The organism is Acinetobacter sp. SM34, from assembly GCF_022012365.1.
In the GTDB taxonomy this organism is placed as follows: domain Bacteria; phylum Pseudomonadota; class Gammaproteobacteria; order Pseudomonadales; family Moraxellaceae; genus Acinetobacter.
In genome coordinates this window covers 1-18,119 of record NZ_JAKLTP010000007.1, presented here as the reverse complement: position 1 = coordinate 18,119, position 18,119 = coordinate 1, and the positions used below count along the sequence as shown (strand labels likewise).

Sequence of the window (18,119 nt, the reverse complement as noted above, 5' to 3'; positions counted from 1 at the left end):
TACTCATCCATATTGTATTATTTATTGTCTTTCCAAGCGTGTGGCTTTCTTCTCCTCCCAAAACGGTCCATCTCAAAATGGTTCATCTGAATCATCCCACTGCTTATGTACAGCACGGGCGATTATCACAGATTATTTTCAAACAACAACAGAAAATATGGCTTGCCAATTGTGCATTTATGCACGTAGCACTTCAGACTATTTGCCAGCAAAATCCTAATAAAACACAATTCAATGTGGTGCACGCCAATCTTCAACTCTTCACCCGTTCAACATGGAATTATGGCTAGAGTAAAAAACAGGTTTTTGTGCAAACCCTTATCATTCTGGATGCTAAAACTTCCAATACGATGCAATTATCTAACCCATGGCAGCAGTATTTGTAGCAATGGCAAAGCGTAATATCTTTGCCCATTTATTTACTTAGATTCTTTATTTTATGCAATTTTTTAGGTTTAACCCTCTTATTCCTCCAAAATTTCAGGCTAAAACCACAAAACTTATAAAACACTTTTCATCTTTATCTTTTTTTAGAATAAGCAAATCAATAATCAAGACAACGTCTTATATTGAAAAGTCATAACATATGCAGGTTTTTTGATATTTGGCATATATAACCATGTTTGGTTCAATTGAATATATTTTAGCGGGTGTTCTGGTTGGTTTCTGCGTCGGGATCACAGGTGTTGGCGGCGGTTCATTAATGACCCCGATCCTGATCAGTCTCTTTAAGATCGAACCGCACATCGCAATTGGAACAGACTTGCTTTATGCCGCCATTTCAAAATTTTGCGGTTCTATGGTTCACGCCAAAAAAATGAATATTGTCTGGCCGATTGTGATCTGGCTTGCTGTAGGCAGTATTCCGGCTTCATTTGCCACGCACTGGGTTTTAGAAAATTACCTCAGTCAATCTAGCAGCTATAAATCTGTTTTGACCATGGTGCTCGGTTTTATGCTGACCCTGACCGGTGTTTCCATCATGTTCCGCGGGCACATTGAACGCTTCTTTACCAAGTTCCGTAAAGATGAACCTCTGGATATGACCCAGGATTTAGAAAAGGTTAATTTTCAAGCGAAAAACAAACGTGCTTATATTGTGATTATGGGCATTATATTGGGTGTATTCGTAACCTTATCTTCAGTGGGTGCTGGTGCATTTGGAATCATGGCATTGGTTTTAATGTTTCCTAATTTACCCATGATCCGAATTATTGGTTCAGATGTGGTCCATGCGGTACTTTTGACTTTAGTCGCAGGTCTTGGACACATGAGTTCCGGTAATGTAGATTTACATTTACTCGGTTGGTTACTGGTCGGTTCAATTCCTGCCATTGTAGTTGGAACTTTAATCAGTTCTCGCTTGCCAGAAAAAATTATCCGTAAGATTCTCGGTATTACCCTATTCGCATTAGGCATGAATTTCATGCTTCATCCGGTAAAAGCAAAACCTGTTGAAAAACCTGCAACTGCTATGATTTTAACTGCTGAAAAATCAACCAATGGTTAAACTATCTATGCGATTAATCGGTTTTTTTCACGGATTTATTGGTGTTTTGTATAGCAACTCACTGCTGAAATCGTGTTATATTCAGGCTACTAAAAATACTCTTGTATGATCAAACCAGTGACGGCAATGAATACACTACAGTCAAAACCTATTACACAATCTGACATCGATGACGTGAATGTACAAAGCATTCAGCCTCTTGTAACTCCAGCTGAATTAAAAAAAGAGTTGCCTTTGACTGAACAGGCTTATCAAACCGTCCTGAAAGGTCGTGAAACGATTCGCAATATTCTGGATGGTAAAGATAACCGTCTATTTGTAGTGATTGGTCCTTGTTCAATTCATGACACTGTGGCTGCTCATGAGTATGCTGATCGTCTCAAAGTTTTAAGCGAAAAAGTTAAAGATAGCCTATATATCGTGATGCGTGTTTATTTTGAAAAACCGCGTACCACTGTAGGCTGGAAAGGTTTAATCAATGACCCAGACATGAATGACTCTTTCAACATTGAAAAAGGTCTTCGTATTGGCCGTCAGCTTTTGGTTGAATTGAATGAAAAAGGATTGCCATGTGCCACTGAAGCGCTCGATCCAAACTCGCCACAATATTATCAAGATCTGATTTCATGGTCAGCAATTGGCGCACGTACCACCGAAAGCCAGACGCATCGTGAAATGTCTTCAGGTTTATCTTCACCTGTAGGTTTCAAAAATGGTACTGATGGCGGCCTAACCGTTGCAACCAATGCCATGCAATCGGTTAAACATGGTCACAGCTTCCTTGGTCTGAATGACCAGGGTCAGGTTTCTGTGATTCGTACCAGTGGTAACCCATACGCACACGTAGTGCTTCGTGGCGGTAACGGCAAACCGAACTACGATGCAGGTTCTGTTGCAGAAGCTGAAAATGCTTTAGCCAAAGCCAAAGTCAGCAACAAAATCATGATTGATGCCAGCCATGCCAATTCCAACAAAGACCCGTACTTGCAACCGCTGGTCTTGAAAAATATCACTGAACAGATTCAGGATGGCAATAAGTCTATTGTCGGTATTATGGTAGAAAGTCATCTTAAAGGTGGTCGCCAAGACATTCCTGAAAATCTGGATGATCTTGAATACGGCAAATCAGTGACTGATGGCTGTATCGATTGGGAAACTACAGAAAAAGCCCTACTCGACATGCACGAAGCATTAAAAGACATTTTGCCGAATCGCTAAGAGCTAAAACGCCATCTAAACAGATGGCGTTTCTACTTTAACCTTAGGAAAAATTTTATCTTATGAATGAAATTGAAAATGCACTCAGTCATATCGAAAATTTCCAGTTTATTCACGAACACCTATTCACTTCTGCTCAGCCTACAGCGGAACAGTTAAAGCTGATTAAAGAATACGGCGTGACTAGCATTGTGAATCTGGGATTATCCGATGCAGCGCAGCATTTAGATCATGAAGATAAAATTTGTCTGGATTTGGGCTTAAATTATATTCAGCTGCCCCTTTCTCCAGAAACCCCTTCAGATGATCAATGCTTACTGGCATTAGATATGCTAGATCATTTGGTACAGGAACAGATGGTGTGGGTGCATTGCGCCACCAATTACCATGTCAGCAGTTTGATGTATTTATATCGTCAATATTATATGGATATGGACATGCCCACTGCGCAAGAGCTGATGCACAGTATTTGGGAACCAAATGAAACATGGACAGGTCTCATTCATGCAGTAGCCCTACAACTTCAAGGCCGTAAAGCTACCAAAGAATTACAACAGTCGTTGATCCATCCCGATCATTTTGCCTGATGTGAAATCAGCACCGTTGCCATCGATAGAATTCCTTCCTGACGTCCGGTAAAGCCTAATTTTTCTGTAGTTGTGGCTTTAACGCTAATTTGTGTGACATGTACATCCAGAACATCTGCAATACTTTGACGCATTTCTAAATTATGTTTCGCCAATTTTGGACGTTCACATGCGACTGTAATATCGGCATTATTTAACACATAACCCCGGTCTAAAATCAGCTGGTAAACATGTTTCAGCAATACCCGGCTGTCTGCACCTTTAAATTTTGCATCGGTATCGGGAAAATGCTGTCCGATATCGCCCAGAGCCAAAGCCCCCAATATTGCATCACAAAGTGCATGCAATATCACATCGCCATCCGAATGTGCTTTTAAGCCATGCGTATGAGGAATCTTAACACCCGCCAAAGTAACAAAATCACCTTCTTCAAAGGCGTGTACATCCATTCCCTGACCAATTCGAATTTGTGCGACCACGTTAAGCATCCTTAAGAAATAAATGATTGAGATGTTGTATTCACGCTTTCTATTTCGCTATAGTTACAGCAGCGCAACATAGTGAAATTATAAGCGATCATGCTGGTGAATACCGATATTAATCTCATTAAAACATTAGGCACATTATTCAGTATTGGCTGTTTGTGCTCAACCATGGTATATGCTCAAGACATTGACTGTACACAGCCCGATACAGCCTCAATGAAAAATATTTGCGCTGACAATTTTGCAAAATCACGAGAAAAACTCTCTAATCACTATATCACGGCTTTTTTAGTCAGCGATGCGCCGGTACATTTACTCGAAGATACACACCGTTTATGGTTTAAACGCTTACAGCAATGTAAAAGCCTGGACTGCTATAAGCAGCAATTTGAAATACGCATTGAAGATCTGAATTTTTATACTTCATTGAACCAGACTTTGACCAATCACTATTTAAAATTTGAAAATGGTCAATTTGCCAGTCAGCCTGTACATTTACAGGTGCATCAGCTCACTAAAGATAAAATTAAAATTGAGGGCGTGGCCTACCGTAATCCAAACAATAAATTAGAAACGCAAACCATTCCTTTTTTGGCTTACACCACGGCTGACCAGAAAAGTGAGATTGTGGATAACGAACACGATTGCAAATACCATTTCGATTTTAATAAGGCAATTTTATCGGTTACAACCAAACAAAAAGGCTGTGAACGGTTTGCAGGTATATACCGGCTTTATGATTGAAGATATCGGTTCTTTTGAATTTAGAAAAAAGACTCATCAATATTGGTATAACAAATCAAATGATTTAAGAGCCTCTGCTGGCGCGCTATGGTTTGCCATGAGGGATTCAGATAATAATATTGCTGAACATTTAAAATTAGGCAGTGGCTTTTCTATGGGGATCGCTTGTTATCCTGTTTTTCCCATGTTATGTGGACTTTCATTAGAAGTTCTTTACAAAGCTATCTGTGTGAGAAAAGATATAAAATTTAAATCCACTCACAACTTAATCATTCTTGCAAAAGATGCACAAATAGATATTACTGATGAAGAATCTAAATTTTTAAAATTTTTTACTGAATCCATTATTTGGAATGGTAAATATCCAGTTTCATCCGATAAACAAAAACATGAACACGATAAATTAACAGAGCTTCACTATGATCTCCTATTTGATAAAATCAAAATTGGTTCTTTAAATGGCTATACGCCAAACGGTAAACTTAACTGGGAAAATTTTAATAATATTTGGCTTAAAGGTTCTTATAATTATCATTTTTAGATCTCACAGAATTTAATTAACCAAAATAGATAGAATCATAAAAAGCATGAAGCCAAATAACTCCATGCTTTTGTATTCTCAAACAGGATACTGTAAAGCGATTTGCTGACTAATCATCACCGCTGTCGCTGCAGATAAAGTCCAGCCTAAATGACCATGACCGGTATTATAAAAAACCCGTTCACGGCGACCCCGACTGACCATCGGCATCATGTTGGGCATCATCGGGCGTAAACCTGCCCAAGGAACCACATCTTCAGTGGTAATATCAAAGTTCTTGTTCACCCAGTCGGTCAATGGCTGAATACGGTCAGCACGAATATCACGATTATAACCATTAAATTCGGCCGTTCCGGCAACACGCAAACGATCCGCGCCTAAACGTGAGGAAACGATTTTAGCACTTTCATCCAGCAAGCTGACCCAAGGCGCATTTTTGACACTATCTTCATCATTCAGATGCAGGGTAATAGAATAGCCTTTCACTGGATAGACATTGACCCGATCACCCAGTAAATTTGCCAAGTGATAGCTTCCCACACCGCCACAAACCACCACGGCATCAGCTTCCAGCGACTCCACCACAGCTGCATCTAGGTGCATATTTTCATTGCTGGCATGGTAAAGCACAGTGACACCTTTTTTATGGTGTTTTACATCCGTGACTTCCATACCAAACAGGTATTTTACTCCATACTTTTCAGAGGCTTCAGCCAAACCTTTGGTAAATTTATGAATATCGCCGGTTGCATCTCCCGGACAATAAAAACCGCCATAGTAATCCCCCTTTAAACTTGGCTCTATGGCTTTAATTTCTTCAGGGCTAATCGCCATTCTTTCCAATCCACCCTGATTCAACAGTTCATTCACTTTGGTGGCGATCTCATAATCCAATTTGGTGTGATAAAAATGCAGAATGCCGCGTTTTTCCAGATCGAACTGAATATTTTCCTGTTCTGCAATATCAAATAAGCGTTGACGTGCCAGCAAAGCCATTTTAACGGTATCGCGGGTATTGGCTTCATAATGTTTGATATTGCCCACGAATTCCATCAACCAGCCATATTTATGCAAATCAAAAGATGGGTTGAGTAATAATGGTGCATTTTTATTGGACATCCACTTGATACCTTTCAGTACGGTGGCTTTTTGATTCCAGACTTCCGCATTACAGGCCGAAAGCTGACCGCCATTGGCAAATGAAGTTTCCATGGCAGGATACAAATGCTTATCCAAAACCGTGACTTTATAGCCTAAATTGGCGAGCTCGTAGGCAGTGGTAACACCTGTAATGCCTGATCCAATCACAACAATATGACACATAGCACACTCCTTGGAAATGTAGATCTACATTTCTATGCGCCCCATCTGTCATGGTTACCTGAGAGCTTCGATCATGACGCTAAAATTTTAACGCTGACCATCCCCTTCGGTGAGCATATTGGCTGAATATGCTTCTCTCCAGATTTTTGAAATTACTACAGTCCTTTTGCCTGAGAGTTTCCGGGGTCGTTGCTCCTTCGGCGCGTTCACAGAAGAACGTCTCTCCTGCAATAATTTTCTTATATTAATATGAGCAATTTTTATACCATGCGCGAGCACTAAATTCATTTATTTGTTAAGCACAGTTATAGCAATATAAATAAATATATTTTTTAATTACTTAAAATTATAACCAGTTTAATTAAATGGTATAGCTTAGGCTATTATTTTAAGGTTATGTACTGTTTTGAGTGCTTAACTTATACCACTCAGCACCGGCTTTGACATCTGTTGTAATTGCAAATCAATCAATGGTTGTCCTACATTGGCATGAAGGGGATAAGGTTCGGTATGCTGCGTTTTAGCATAGCCACAACGTGCATAATATTGAATCAGCTCTGTTCTGCTATCCAGCACCCACATTTCATAATGACTTAATGTAGGACAGCGTTCTACTGCCATTTTCTCGGCATAATTTAAAACCTGTTTTCCTATGCCCTTATTCTGCCAATGTGAATCTACACAAAACGTTCCAATTTCTACGTGATCTGCTTGGAATGTTAAGCCTATACATGCCACCAAATGTGTTTGAAAATCTTCAGTAGCTTCTGCTATAAATAGATAAAAATTCTCTTGTGCTAAGGTTTTCTGCAGTTGCTGGGCATTAATCCGATCTCCAGCAACAATATTCTGTTCACTCGTCCAGCTATTACCGCTATCTGTACGATAGGCCTGATTGATCAATGCAACAAGAGTTTCAACATCATTGGCATTTGCCAGTCTATATTTTAATGCTTTCATTTTTTCTAAAAATTTCTGTTTCATAGAAATTACCACAAATAATAGATAATAGATAAAAAATCAGGCAATAAAAAAACCAGACTTGGTGTCTGGTTTTTTTAGTGAATCACAAAAGCTCATCATTTACTGCATTTGGGCAAAGCAGTGCTTTGTTTCTATTTATGGTTCATAGCTGACGCTATTCACCCACTGCGTTCGAGCAAAGCAGTGCTTTGCTCTTCACTTAGGCTCAATCGGAGTAAACGGCGCAACCACATCGGCATTTTGTGCACGATGACGCATGAAGTGATCCATGAGTACAATGGCAAACATCGCCTCAGCAATCGGGGTTGCACGTACGCCCACGCAAGGGTCATGGCGACCTTTGGTCAATACATCGGTATCTTCACGTTCGATATTAATGGTTTTACCTGGCGTGGTAATACTTGCAGTTGGTTTCAGTGCAATCGCAACACGAATGGTTTGACCACTTGAGATTCCGCCCAAGATACCACCGGCATGATTGGCCAGGAATCCATCTGTAGTCAATTCATCACGTGATTCATGACCAAACTGTTCAGCAACCGCAAAACCATCACCAATTTCAACGCCTTTCACCGCATTAATAGACATCATGGCATGTGCAATATCCGCATCTAAACGGTCAAATACCGGCTCGCCCCAACCCACAGGCACGTTCTCAGCAAGAATTTCCAGCTTCGCACCACAGCTTGTACCTTGTTCACGAAGTGAAGTTACTAAAGCTTCAAAACGTGGCACGGCATCGATATCACCACAGAAAAATGGGTTGTTTGGAACTTCATTCCAGTCCAACTTTTCTGCTTTTTCAGTACCAATTTGCGTCACATGACCGCGAATCACGATACCAAACTTTTCAGCCAGATATTTTTTCGCAATTGCACCCGCAGCTACACGCATTGCCGTTTCACGTGCACTTGAGCGGCCACCGCCACGATAGTCACGGAAACCATACTTTTGGGTATAGGTATAATCCGCATGCCCCGGACGGAAAGTTTGTGCAATATTGCCATAGTCTTTTGATTTCTGGTCGGTATTGCGAATCAGTAAACCAATCGATGTACCGGTGGTTTTACCTTCAAATACACCGGAAATAATTTCGACTTCATCCGGTTCTTTGCGCTGTGTTGCAAACTTGGAGGTACCCGGTTTACGACGGTCTAAATCTTTTTGTAAATCTGCTTCAGTCAGTTCGATCCCTGGCGGTACACCATCGACAATCGCCATGAGACCAACACCATGAGATTCACCGCAAGTCGTTACACGGAACAGTTGTCCAATACTATTACCCGCCATGTTCACAACTCCTTATGCTTGAACAGATTTTTCAAATAAATCACGATATTTACGGCACTGCTCTGCTGTCAAAGCAAAAATGCCTGAACCACCGTTCTGGAAGCTTAACCAATGGAAATCCACAGTATTAAAGTTCTGTTTCATCGCCCATTCAGAATTACCCACTTCAATCACAATCAAACCATCTTCAGTCAAGTAATCCGCAGCTTGCGCCAACATTTTACGCACCAGATCCAAACCATCTTGGCCGGCAGCAAGTGCAAGCTCAGGTTCATGCAAGAATTCCGCAGGTAAATCCGCCATATCTTCCGCATCGACATAAGGAGGATTGGACACGATTAAATCATATTGATTTTCAGCAGGAATTTTTGCGAATAAATCTGATTCCATCAACGCAACCTGATATTGCATGTTGTGATGTTCAGCATTAATAGAAGCCACTTCCAAAGCTTCTTTAGAAATATCGGTGGCATCCACTTCAGATTCCGGGAATGCATAAGCCAAAGCAATCGCAATACAACCCGAACCGGTACACATATCTAAAATACGACGCGGAGTTTGTGGCTGATCATTTTCAGGAAGATTGTTTAACGCTTCACGCATCTGGCCATGTTCATCTAGGCAGTAAGGTGCAAAGCGCTGATTAATCAATTCAGCAATTGGAGAACGTGGAATCAGTACACGTTCATCAACGTAATAAGGTTTACCACAGAAATAAGCCAAATTTAATAAATAAGAAGTAGGCACTTTTTCATTGATACGACGTTCCAGCAAGCTGATAAATTCTGCTTTTTCGCTTGGCAGTAATTTCGCATCTAAAATTTCAGGATTGGCATTCCAGTCCAATGCCAATGTTTGAAGAACTAAGGCCGAGCTTTCAGCAAAAAAATCTTCTGTACCTTGACCTAAGTGTGCATCGTATTGACGTAGAGCTGAAACACCAAAACGGATAAAATCGCGAATTGTGCTTAGGTTTTCAGCGGCTTCCTGTAAATGTTCAGGGCTAATAGTCAGTTGATCCACTTAAGGCATCTCCAAGGTCAATTTTTAAAACGCCTTATGATACCTTGTTTTGCGGGGTTTTATAATGTTTCGACCAGATTAAAAACAAATATCTATGGCGAATTTATTTGGTCTGGTAAAAGTAAGTACGCTCCATTGTCATTTCGAGTACACACTTGGATTGTTTAACGGCCATATAGGCAGAAGTTACTTTTAAATAGCATTTTTGATCTACACGGTTAAGCCAAAGTTTATGCTGTTGCTCAATACTACTTTGATTAACCCCATTCTTATTTATATAGCCCTTATAAGCTTTATTTAAAAGTTTTTCCTGATTTTTCAGTTCTTTGTCGACACACTTTTTGACTGTTCCAATTTCACCATAAGAAGTGTTGAGACATTTATTATATTCGTCAGAATAGCCTTGAGCTAAAACTGAATTTGACCAGAAAGCAGCCAGACTCAGCATCACTGATATTGTCAATCGCATAATATTCCCCTGCCCTATAAAAGACTTAATATCAAATACTATTATTGTGTTTATGCCGTGATACTACATCAATCATGTGCAAATTCCTATAACCCGATCATTTATTCCCCCACTCAAAAAAATCATTCATATTGCATATTGAATCTGGCTAAAATATCCCCATATATTTTCAATTCTTTTTCTACAAAATATTTTTATTGTTATGAGCTACAAACACAATAATTTAATGGCGATGCGTGAAAGCTACTGGAATGATACCAATTCTGCACAGGTACAGAAGGAAAAAAAATTCTTTCAACAAACGCTACTTGAACAGGCAATTCATAGCAGCCCATCAGAAGATGATGCCAAATATCTGTTTTTTAGTTTACCAAGCATCATTATTGTTAAAGGTTATGCACTTGGTTTTCAGCATGATGCTGTTCAAGCCATGATTTTTAAACATATTCAAAACCATAAAAATCTGTTAAAGCAAAAAGGCGATATTAAAATTCAATTTCGCATGTAAGTACTGCCAACCTGGCAGCAGTATATACCTGCCAGATAAACATCTATTCAGCGTGAATATCCTCTTATCTCCAAGAGTGATCCCAAATTCATCTGAATAGCTAATTTTGTCGCGCACAATGGCACTTTTTCAGAGCAATAACTTAAATATTAAACATATTTACTCTCCATTCAGCACGTTGAACTTTTTTAATACGCGAATACACGGTAATATCCGCTACAATTAATTATTCCGCGACTTGCTGATTAAAGGATTTTGTTTAATGTCAAATCAGAACGATAAGCTTAAACAACTCAAAACCTCATCTATGGATCGACGCTTATCTATCGCTAAAGCATCATTACTCGCAGGAACGCGTTGGGCTGCATCAAGTGCAACCACCATATTTTCAAGCGAAGCAGAAAAAGAAAAAAAACGTAAAAAAGCCATGAAGGAACAAGCTGACTATCTAGTTTCTGAAATTGGTAAATTGAAAGGCTCGATTGTGAAAATTGGGCAAATGATGGCACTCTATGGCGAACATTTTTTACCTGAAGAAATTACCCAAGCTTTAAATACTTTAAACAATCAGACTGTTGCACTTGCATGGCCGGCCATCAAAAAACAACTGGAACAGCAACTCGGCTCTAAGCTGCATGATTTGACCATAGATCGTGAACCTTTGGGCACAGCCTCTTTAGCCCAGGTACACCGTGCCACATGCAACTCAGATGGTTTGGAAATTGTATTAAAAATCCAGTATCCCGGCGTCGCTGATGCGATTGATTCAGATATGAGCCTGTTTAGAAACATGCTCAAACTGACCCGTATGGTGCCGCAAACCCGTGAATTTGATCAGTGGTTTGATGAAGTTCGTGAAATGATGCATCGTGAAGTCAATTATAAGATTGAAGCCGCGACCACTCGCCGTTTTGCCGAACGTTTAAAAGATGATTCTCGTTATATCGTCCCACAAATTGTGGATGAATATTGTACCGATCAAGTGCTGTGCATGACTTTTGAGCGTGGCGTACCGATCAATAGTCCGGTGATGCTGTCTCTTCCTCAAGAACGCCGCAATCAGTTAGGTGAAGCCTCGCTCGAGATCGCGGTTCGTGAAATTTTTGAATGGGGCGAAATGCAAACCGATCCAAACTTTGGCAATTATCTGGTCCGTTTGGGAGATGGCGCAGAAACTCAAGATAAGATTGTATTACTGGATTTCGGGGCAATCCGCCAGTTTGATGAACATTTGCTGAAAGTCGCCCGTAACCTGATTAAAGCCGGTTATGATCATAATATCGATGAAATGGTTCATGCCATGACCGGCTATGAATTTTTTGATTCCATTCCGCAAAGCATTAAGCCAGATATGGCTAAAGTGTTTTTATTGGCCACCGAAGCCTTTAGTAGCATAATGAATAATCCAGACTTGCCTGAAGGCGTAATGGATGACAATCAGCGCTATGACTGGAAAAAAAGCCAACTTCATAGCCGTGTCATGCAACGTGCTTCCAAATCGATGGCATCACGTTATTTCAGTGTTCCACCGAAAGAATTTATGTTTATTAGTCGTAAATTCATTGGTGCTTATACTTTCATGACCGTGATTGATGCAAAAACCAATGTGCGAAAAATGGTGGCAAAGTTTTTATAATATATGCTGACTAGAATGCGTTTATGTCATTCTAGTCAATTCTCACTTTTTAATCTGCGCTTTCAATTTTAAAAAATAAATAATATTCAAGTATTTAATTAAATTTAAAATTAATTTCTACCATTTATCCAAGTCAATTTTAATTGTCAGCGATGACATAGTTATTTTCATATTCGCGTGTCAGCATAAAAATATACAGAATCGAAAATCGATGGACGAAAAAAATGACCAATATGGTAAACAAGGCTCAAGGACTTGGGCTATCACTCATTACTAGAATTGCGGGTAGCAATGTACTTGACCAATTCAAACTGCGTAAATTTCTGGAAAAATCTCTCTATCAAAGTTCAAAAATGGGTTTTAAAACCTTAAGTAAAACCCAAAAAGTCTTTAAAGCCAATTCCGGTGTCAGTAAGCAACGTTTACCTAATCAGCAGAAATCGCTATTTGATTTGAGCCTGACCGAAGAACAGCAAATGAGCTGTGATGCCATGGATCAATTTGCATCAGAAGTGCTTTATCCACTTGCAACTGAAGCAGACAATAACGAACAATTTCCTGCAACGCTTTGGCAACATTCTGCTGACTTAGGTCTTAACTATTACGCACTTCCTGAAGCATTCGGTGGTGTAGCCGCTGAAAAGAATATCTTAAGCAATATTTTGATCGCTGAACATTTGGCCAAAGGTGATTTCAGTTTAACAGCAGGACTTCTTTCAACCTTCAGTGTCATTAATGCCATTACCCAATGGGGTTCTGAACAAGTTCAGTCTACCTATTTGCCAAGCTTCGCAGATGATTCAGAGATACAAGCTACCTTTGCCATCCAAGAAGCCACGCCCGCCTTTAATCCCCTGCAATTAAAAACCAAAGCCAGTTCAGTCAATGGAAAATACTGTATTAATGGCGAAAAAACTCTGGTGATTTTGGGTGAAACTGCCGATTTATTTCTGGTTAATGCTGAACTCAATGGCTCAGCAGAAGTGTTTATTGTTAAACGTGATAGCAGTATTACTGCTCAAAAAAGTACGGCCATGGGTTTAAAAGCAACCGAAACGGTTACTTTAAAATTCAACAATACCCCTGCTGAACTGTTGGGCGATGATGACTTTGATTATCTGGCATTTTTAGACTTAGGTAACTTGATGTGGTGTGCTATGGCGGTCGGCACTTGTGAGGCAGTCAAAGCTTACTGCATTCAATATGCCAATGAACGTACTGCATTTGGTGAACCTATTTCCCATCGTCAAAGCATTGCCTTCATGATTGCAGATATGGCGATTGAGATTGATGCCATGCGCATGCTGGTTTTAAATGCGGCCAGTCTTGCAGAGGCCGGCAAACCCTTCCATCGCGAAGCCTATTTAGCACGTCTGCTCTGTGCAGAAAAATCCATGAAAATTGGTACCGATGGCGTACAGATTCTAGGTGGTCATGGATTTACCAAGGAACATCCTGTTGAGCTCTGGTATCGCGATTTACGTGCCACAGCAATTTTACATTCAGGCTTACATGCTTAATCTGTCAAATCAGGAATGATAAAAAATGAATTTACAAAATCCTAAAAAATTTAAGATGTTGATAGATCAGGCTCATGAATCAGCTTTAAATGTACTTCGCCCGATTTCACGTAAGTATGACAAAGCTGAACACAGCTATCCTAAGGAACTCGACATGTTCGCTTCACTCATTGATGGGATGAATGATGGCGGTGAAGGGATTAATGCAGGTGCTGCGGTTGGCAAACGTGGCAACACAGAGACAGGCAATAAAAATGGCGTCAACATGTCCACCGTACTCGGCGTGATCGAGATGTGCTATGGAGATACCGGCTTATTGCTCAGTATGCCGCGCCAAGGCTTGGGGAATTCTGCCATTGCTGCTGTCGCCAATGATGAACAGCTAGAACGCTTTAAAGGCACATGGGCAGCCATGGCCATTACTGAACCCGGTTGCGGCTCCGATTCGGCAGCCATTCGAACCACTGCGATTAAAGATGGCAATGATTACATCCTCAATGGGGAAAAGATTTTCGTAACCTCTGGTGAGCGTGCCGATGCTGTAGTGGTCTGGGCAACATTAGATAAAAAACTCGGCCGTGCAGCGATAAAGTCGTTTGTTGTTCCTAAAGGAACACCAGGAATGAAAGTGGAGCGTCTGGAACACAAACTGGGGATCAAAGCATCCGATACTGCTGTCATTAGCTTTATCGACTGCCGTGTTCCTGCCGAAAATCTGTTGGGACATGCTGAAATTGATGTGGCCAAAGGTTTTGCTGGAGTCATGGAAACTTTTGACAATACCCGTCCTTTGGTGGCAGCCATGGCAGTAGGATGTGCTAAAGCATCACTGGAAAGAATTAAGGAAATTTTCAAAGATCAGTTAGATGAAAATTACCAGACACCCTATTTGCAGACCTCGCATATTGCAGCGCAGATTTACCGTATGGAGGCAGAATGGGAAGCGGCACGTTTACTTACCATGAAGGCTGCCTGGATGGCAGATAATAAAAAGCCGAACTCACGTGAAGCTTCTATTTCTAAAGCCAAAGCCGGTCGCATCTGTAATGAAATTACTTTGAAATGCGTAGAGCTTGCAGCCAGCGTAGGTTATAACGAAGATGAATTGTTGGAAAAATGGGCACGCGACTCAAAAATTCTTGATATTTTTGAAGGGACTCAACAAATTCAACAACTGATTATCGCACGACGTGAATTAGGTAAGAATTCAAGTGAATTAAAATAGGTTTGAAGCATTTTTAATACATAAACACCTTACAAGAGATGGATTTTTTGTTATAAGAATCCATCTCTTTTTTAATTAATTCATTTTAACTTTATGTACCAAATTAGGCCTATTCAAGCTCAAGACAATGCTGAAATTGCAGCGATCATCCGCGAAGTTTCCAAAGAATTTGGACTTGCTCCTGAATCAGGTTTTGCTGTGGCTGATCCAATTTTGGATCATTTATATACAGTTTATGATCAACCAAATGCAAAGTATTGGGTAATAGAAAATCAACAAGGTAAAATTGTGGGTGGTGGTGGTTTATCAACGTTAAAAGGTGATCCAACAATTTTAGAAATTCAAAAAATGTATTTTTTACCTGAAGTCCGCGGCTTAGGCTTTGCCAAACGACTTTTAGAAAAAGCCTTTCAGTTTACCCTCCTGCAAGGTTTTAAGTCTTGTTACCTGGAAACGACCAAGGAACTCTGGCAAGCGGTAAAACTCTATGAAAAATTAGGTTTTCAATATTTAGATCAACCTAAGGGTAACACCGGACATAGCCACGCCTGTGAAATCTGGATGGAAAAGCGACTGTAATTAATCATATTTTATGCATTTTTTCTGTCAGAGACCCTATTCATTTAACTCATCAGAGTTGCTATAACTTAATATAAATGCCTTGGTGTCTACTTTTACTTACACTGAAAGTATTCATTAACCTCTACAGCATACCCAGTTATCAATTTATGCTAAAAGCATCAGGAAACAGGAAGTTTCCATAATAAAAAGAATAAACGATGTAAGCAGGAAGCATAAAACTAAGACAGAAGTCATTCACAGTCACTAAATAAAATAAGCCTCATCCAGATATGGGGCTTATTTTTGTCGGCATCTTTCAAACCTTAACAAGAATAAGCTAAAAATTGTACAGCTTCATTTAGGCACTTTGTTAATGTCAAAGTTTAATATGTGATTTAGGATCATTAACATGACTAAAAAAGCACTATTTATTACTTCCAATATCGGTGTTGAACAAGATGAACTGATCAAACCTCTTGAATTTCTACAATCCAAAGGCATTGAAGTCATTCATGCAGCAGAAGAACAAAAGGAAGTACAAACAGTTAAGCATGGTAATGAACCTGCGGCTTCTTATATTCCTCAAACCAGCTTGGCTAAAGTATCAGCTGAAGATTATGATATTTTGGTAATTCCTGGAGGAACCGTAAATGCTGATATTCTTCGATTAAATGAAGACGCACATAAAATCATTCAATACTTCACTGACAATCACAAGCCGGTTGCAGCTATTTGCCATGGAGCTTGGGTGTTAGTCAATGCACAGCGGATTAAAGATAAAAATTTAACCTCTTATAAAAGCATCAAGTTAGATCTGGAAAATGCGGGTGCCAACTGGTTAGATGAAGAAGTACATCGTTGCAATACCAATAATTGGCCTTTGATCACCTCACGATGTCCAGACGATATTCCTACATTCAACCAAGCAATTTTGCAGGAACTAGATCATTAAAATATCTTTTAATAAATGTCTTTTAATAAATATGTTTAAATGAAAAGTCCCATTAAAATAATGGGACAATAAATTTCAGAGTTTAAGCAATTGAATTATTTTAATATAAATCGAGATTCTGAAAATAACCATAAAATTTCTCTAATTCAGCAAAATAACAACTATTGACTCCCCTTTTTCAGCCCACTAGCATAGCCGCTATAAAATTTTACTTTGGGTTTTGAACTTTGTTTTTTACACAGCATTTCTCATATTTATCATCTAAAAATTCAAACAATCATTTATATGCATTTAAATCTGTAGCTATCATTATGACTACTTTAGCTTTTGCTGGATGTTCATCTAGCCACTCAGTTGCTAAACGATCTGCAAAATTATCAACAAGTATTCAAAAAGCCTATTCAGTGGCACCTGATACTGCAAACCGTGTTTCACCGATGATTATTCAAAGTGCTGACAAATACAATGTGGATCCAATCTTATTGGCTGCTATAATTCGACAAGAATCCAGCTATAGAAACTCTGTGATTTCGCCCGCTGGGGCGATCGGATTGACACAAGTCATTCCACGTTATTGGCAACAGACTTGTCCAGGTAATCTGATTGAAGAAAATAATAATATCAATTGCGGGACTTATATTTTAGCCACATACAACAGCAAAGCTGGAAGTTGGCCAAAGGCTTTAGCTTACTACAATGTAGGTCCTGCGGGTTATAACTCCAGCCACAAGATGAAAAAACAAGGCAAAAAGTATGCAGAGCAAGTTAAGCAACATCATGAAACACTAAAAGGTGCCTTATAAATTTAACTTAAAATCTCCTCTCTAATGACAGATCATAGGAGATTTTTTATTTGTCAGACTTTTAATAAAGCCCGAAAACCACGAGCAGCATAATATGATTCAGCTCCATTATGATAGATGAAAACTCGACCATAACGCTTATCACCAAATAAAGCCCCGACCTTTTTACGGATATTTTCTGCGGTGAATAACCAGCTTGAAGTTTTCATATCAATTGAATCTATTGCGTGAAGCTCATAATAATCATGCTCTGTTAACAATTCGACACCCATGTGTGAAATCATGTCTAGCACAGAGTTCTCAGGCTTATTGACTTTTCTAGAATCTAATGCTTCTCGATCATAACAACAACTTCTTCGACCAGCTGGACTCTCTACACTACAATCCATAAAAATATAATGATCAGAGATATGATCATGCATTACCACATCGGGTTCACCACTTGTTCGCTCCATTTCATGAAGTGACCATACTTTATCAGGGCTTGCTTTCAGTTTGATTTTGAATTTTCAACCATTGCATAGCTTTATGCCTCTCCATATTTTGTTCAAATCTTTCTTTTAAAATATTTAAAAAATTTGCAGATTGTTGTTCATTTAATAATTTGTCTTTTGGCTTATCTTCTTTCATTTTAAACCTCTTCTATTTTTTATTTTAAAATATTGTGCATTATTTCTTTCATCAATAACAAGTTTCAAAATAATAAGAAATTGTACCTATAAGGTATTTTTTGCTTTTTT

Annotated in this window: 18 protein-coding genes, 1 pseudogene and 1 riboswitch; of the genes and pseudogenes, 12 read left to right on the top strand and 7 right to left on the bottom strand. The window is 39.3% G+C overall.

Annotated features, from left to right (window positions below; genetic code table 11):
• The first annotated feature begins 619 nt into the window (after positions 1-619).
• The 3 genes from LZZ98_RS07530 (at position 620) to LZZ98_RS07520 (ending at position 3,315) form a co-directional block, all read left to right on the top strand.
• Positions 620-1,510, top strand: a complete 891-nt coding sequence (locus LZZ98_RS07530; RefSeq protein ID WP_237787309.1) for a sulfite exporter TauE/SafE family protein — start codon at positions 620-622, stop codon at positions 1,508-1,510.
• A 126-nt stretch (positions 1,511-1,636) separates the two neighbouring features.
• The gene (locus tag LZZ98_RS07525; protein ID WP_237787308.1) at positions 1,637-2,728 is read left to right on the top strand and encodes a 3-deoxy-7-phosphoheptulonate synthase; all 1,092 of its coding nucleotides are present in this window, start codon (positions 1,637-1,639) and stop codon (positions 2,726-2,728) included.
• 62 nt (positions 2,729-2,790) lie between these two features.
• A complete protein-coding gene (locus tag LZZ98_RS07520; RefSeq protein WP_237787307.1) occupies positions 2,791-3,315 on the top strand; it encodes a protein tyrosine phosphatase family protein in 525 nt (174 codons plus the stop codon).
• Here LZZ98_RS07520 and ispF read toward each other — a convergent pair.
• Entirely contained in the window at positions 3,303-3,794 is a 492-nt protein-coding gene (gene ispF, locus LZZ98_RS07515; protein ID WP_237787306.1) for a 2-C-methyl-D-erythritol 2,4-cyclodiphosphate synthase, read from the bottom strand. The genes LZZ98_RS07520 and ispF overlap by 13 nt on opposite strands.
• Positions 3,795-3,893: 99 nt before the next feature.
• On the opposite strand from ispF, the gene LZZ98_RS07510 reads away from it, so the two are divergent.
• Together LZZ98_RS07510 and LZZ98_RS07505 are read left to right on the top strand one after the other, a co-directional pair.
• Positions 3,894-4,544, top strand: a complete 651-nt coding sequence (locus LZZ98_RS07510) for an A1S_1983 family putative colistin resistance protein (RefSeq protein ID WP_237787305.1) — start codon at positions 3,894-3,896, stop codon at positions 4,542-4,544.
• Entirely contained in the window at positions 4,537-5,085 is a 549-nt protein-coding gene (locus LZZ98_RS07505) for a hypothetical protein (protein ID WP_237787304.1), read from the top strand. Before LZZ98_RS07510 ends, LZZ98_RS07505 begins: the two co-directional genes overlap by 8 nt.
• A gap of 78 nt (positions 5,086-5,163) precedes the next feature.
• Here LZZ98_RS07505 and LZZ98_RS07500 read toward each other — a convergent pair whose 3' ends face one another.
• The 5 genes from LZZ98_RS07500 to LZZ98_RS07480 all read right to left on the bottom strand — a co-directional run bounded on the left by LZZ98_RS07500 (position 5,164) and on the right by LZZ98_RS07480 (position 10,174).
• The gene (locus tag LZZ98_RS07500; protein ID WP_237787303.1) at positions 5,164-6,408 is read right to left on the bottom strand and encodes a D-amino acid dehydrogenase; all 1,245 of its coding nucleotides are present in this window, start codon (positions 6,406-6,408) and stop codon (positions 5,164-5,166) included.
• A gap of 148 nt (positions 6,409-6,556) precedes the next feature.
• Positions 6,557-6,646: riboswitch (glycine riboswitch) on the bottom strand.
• Positions 6,647-6,822: 176 nt separating this feature from the next.
• Positions 6,823-7,392, bottom strand: coding sequence for a GNAT family N-acetyltransferase (locus LZZ98_RS07495; protein WP_442862696.1), 570 nt, complete (start codon positions 7,390-7,392; stop codon positions 6,823-6,825).
• Positions 7,393-7,587: 195 nt separating this feature from the next.
• Positions 7,588-8,682: a chorismate synthase gene (gene aroC / locus LZZ98_RS07490; RefSeq protein ID WP_237787302.1), complete on the bottom strand. Its 1,095-nt coding sequence runs from the start codon at positions 8,680-8,682 to the stop codon at positions 7,588-7,590.
• A 12-nt stretch (positions 8,683-8,694) separates the two neighbouring features.
• Complete coding sequence (gene prmB / locus LZZ98_RS07485; RefSeq protein WP_237787301.1) at positions 8,695-9,705, bottom strand: 50S ribosomal protein L3 N(5)-glutamine methyltransferase; 1,011 nt, start codon at positions 9,703-9,705, stop codon at positions 8,695-8,697.
• A 103-nt stretch (positions 9,706-9,808) separates the two neighbouring features.
• On the bottom strand, positions 9,809-10,174 hold the full coding sequence (locus LZZ98_RS07480) for a lysozyme inhibitor LprI family protein (protein WP_237787300.1): 366 nt from the start codon (positions 10,172-10,174) through the stop codon (positions 9,809-9,811).
• A 202-nt stretch (positions 10,175-10,376) separates the two neighbouring features.
• On the opposite strand from LZZ98_RS07480, the gene LZZ98_RS07475 reads away from it, so the two are divergent.
• The 7 genes from LZZ98_RS07475 to LZZ98_RS07445 all read left to right on the top strand — a co-directional run bounded on the left by LZZ98_RS07475 (position 10,377) and on the right by LZZ98_RS07445 (position 17,379).
• Positions 10,377-10,682, top strand: a complete 306-nt coding sequence (locus LZZ98_RS07475) for a hypothetical protein (RefSeq protein WP_237787299.1) — start codon at positions 10,377-10,379, stop codon at positions 10,680-10,682.
• A 262-nt stretch (positions 10,683-10,944) separates the two neighbouring features.
• Positions 10,945-12,318 (top strand): ABC1 kinase family protein, encoded by a 1,374-nt coding sequence (locus LZZ98_RS07470; RefSeq protein WP_237787298.1) that lies wholly within the window; start codon positions 10,945-10,947, stop codon positions 12,316-12,318.
• A gap of 233 nt (positions 12,319-12,551) precedes the next feature.
• Positions 12,552-13,838, top strand: coding sequence for an acyl-CoA dehydrogenase family protein (locus tag LZZ98_RS07465; protein WP_237787423.1), 1,287 nt, complete (start codon positions 12,552-12,554; stop codon positions 13,836-13,838).
• Positions 13,839-13,863: 25 nt separating this feature from the next.
• Entirely contained in the window at positions 13,864-15,063 is a 1,200-nt protein-coding gene (locus LZZ98_RS07460; RefSeq protein ID WP_237787297.1) for an acyl-CoA dehydrogenase family protein, read from the top strand.
• 93 nt (positions 15,064-15,156) lie between these two features.
• Positions 15,157-15,642 carry a GNAT family N-acetyltransferase gene (locus LZZ98_RS07455; protein ID WP_237787296.1) on the top strand — a complete coding sequence of 162 codons (486 nt, stop codon included), beginning with the start codon at positions 15,157-15,159 and terminating at the stop codon, positions 15,640-15,642.
• A 391-nt stretch (positions 15,643-16,033) separates the two neighbouring features.
• Complete coding sequence (locus LZZ98_RS07450) at positions 16,034-16,576, top strand: type 1 glutamine amidotransferase domain-containing protein (protein ID WP_237787295.1); 543 nt, start codon at positions 16,034-16,036, stop codon at positions 16,574-16,576.
• Between the two features lie 311 nt (positions 16,577-16,887).
• Entirely contained in the window at positions 16,888-17,379 is a 492-nt protein-coding gene (locus tag LZZ98_RS07445; protein ID WP_442862695.1) for a transglycosylase SLT domain-containing protein, read from the top strand.
• Positions 17,380-17,432: 53 nt separating this feature from the next.
• On the opposite strand, the pseudogene LZZ98_RS07440 reads toward LZZ98_RS07445, so the two are convergent.
• Positions 17,433-18,009: pseudogene (locus LZZ98_RS07440) on the bottom strand (DUF4256 domain-containing protein).
• Positions 18,010-18,119 lie beyond the last annotated feature (110 nt).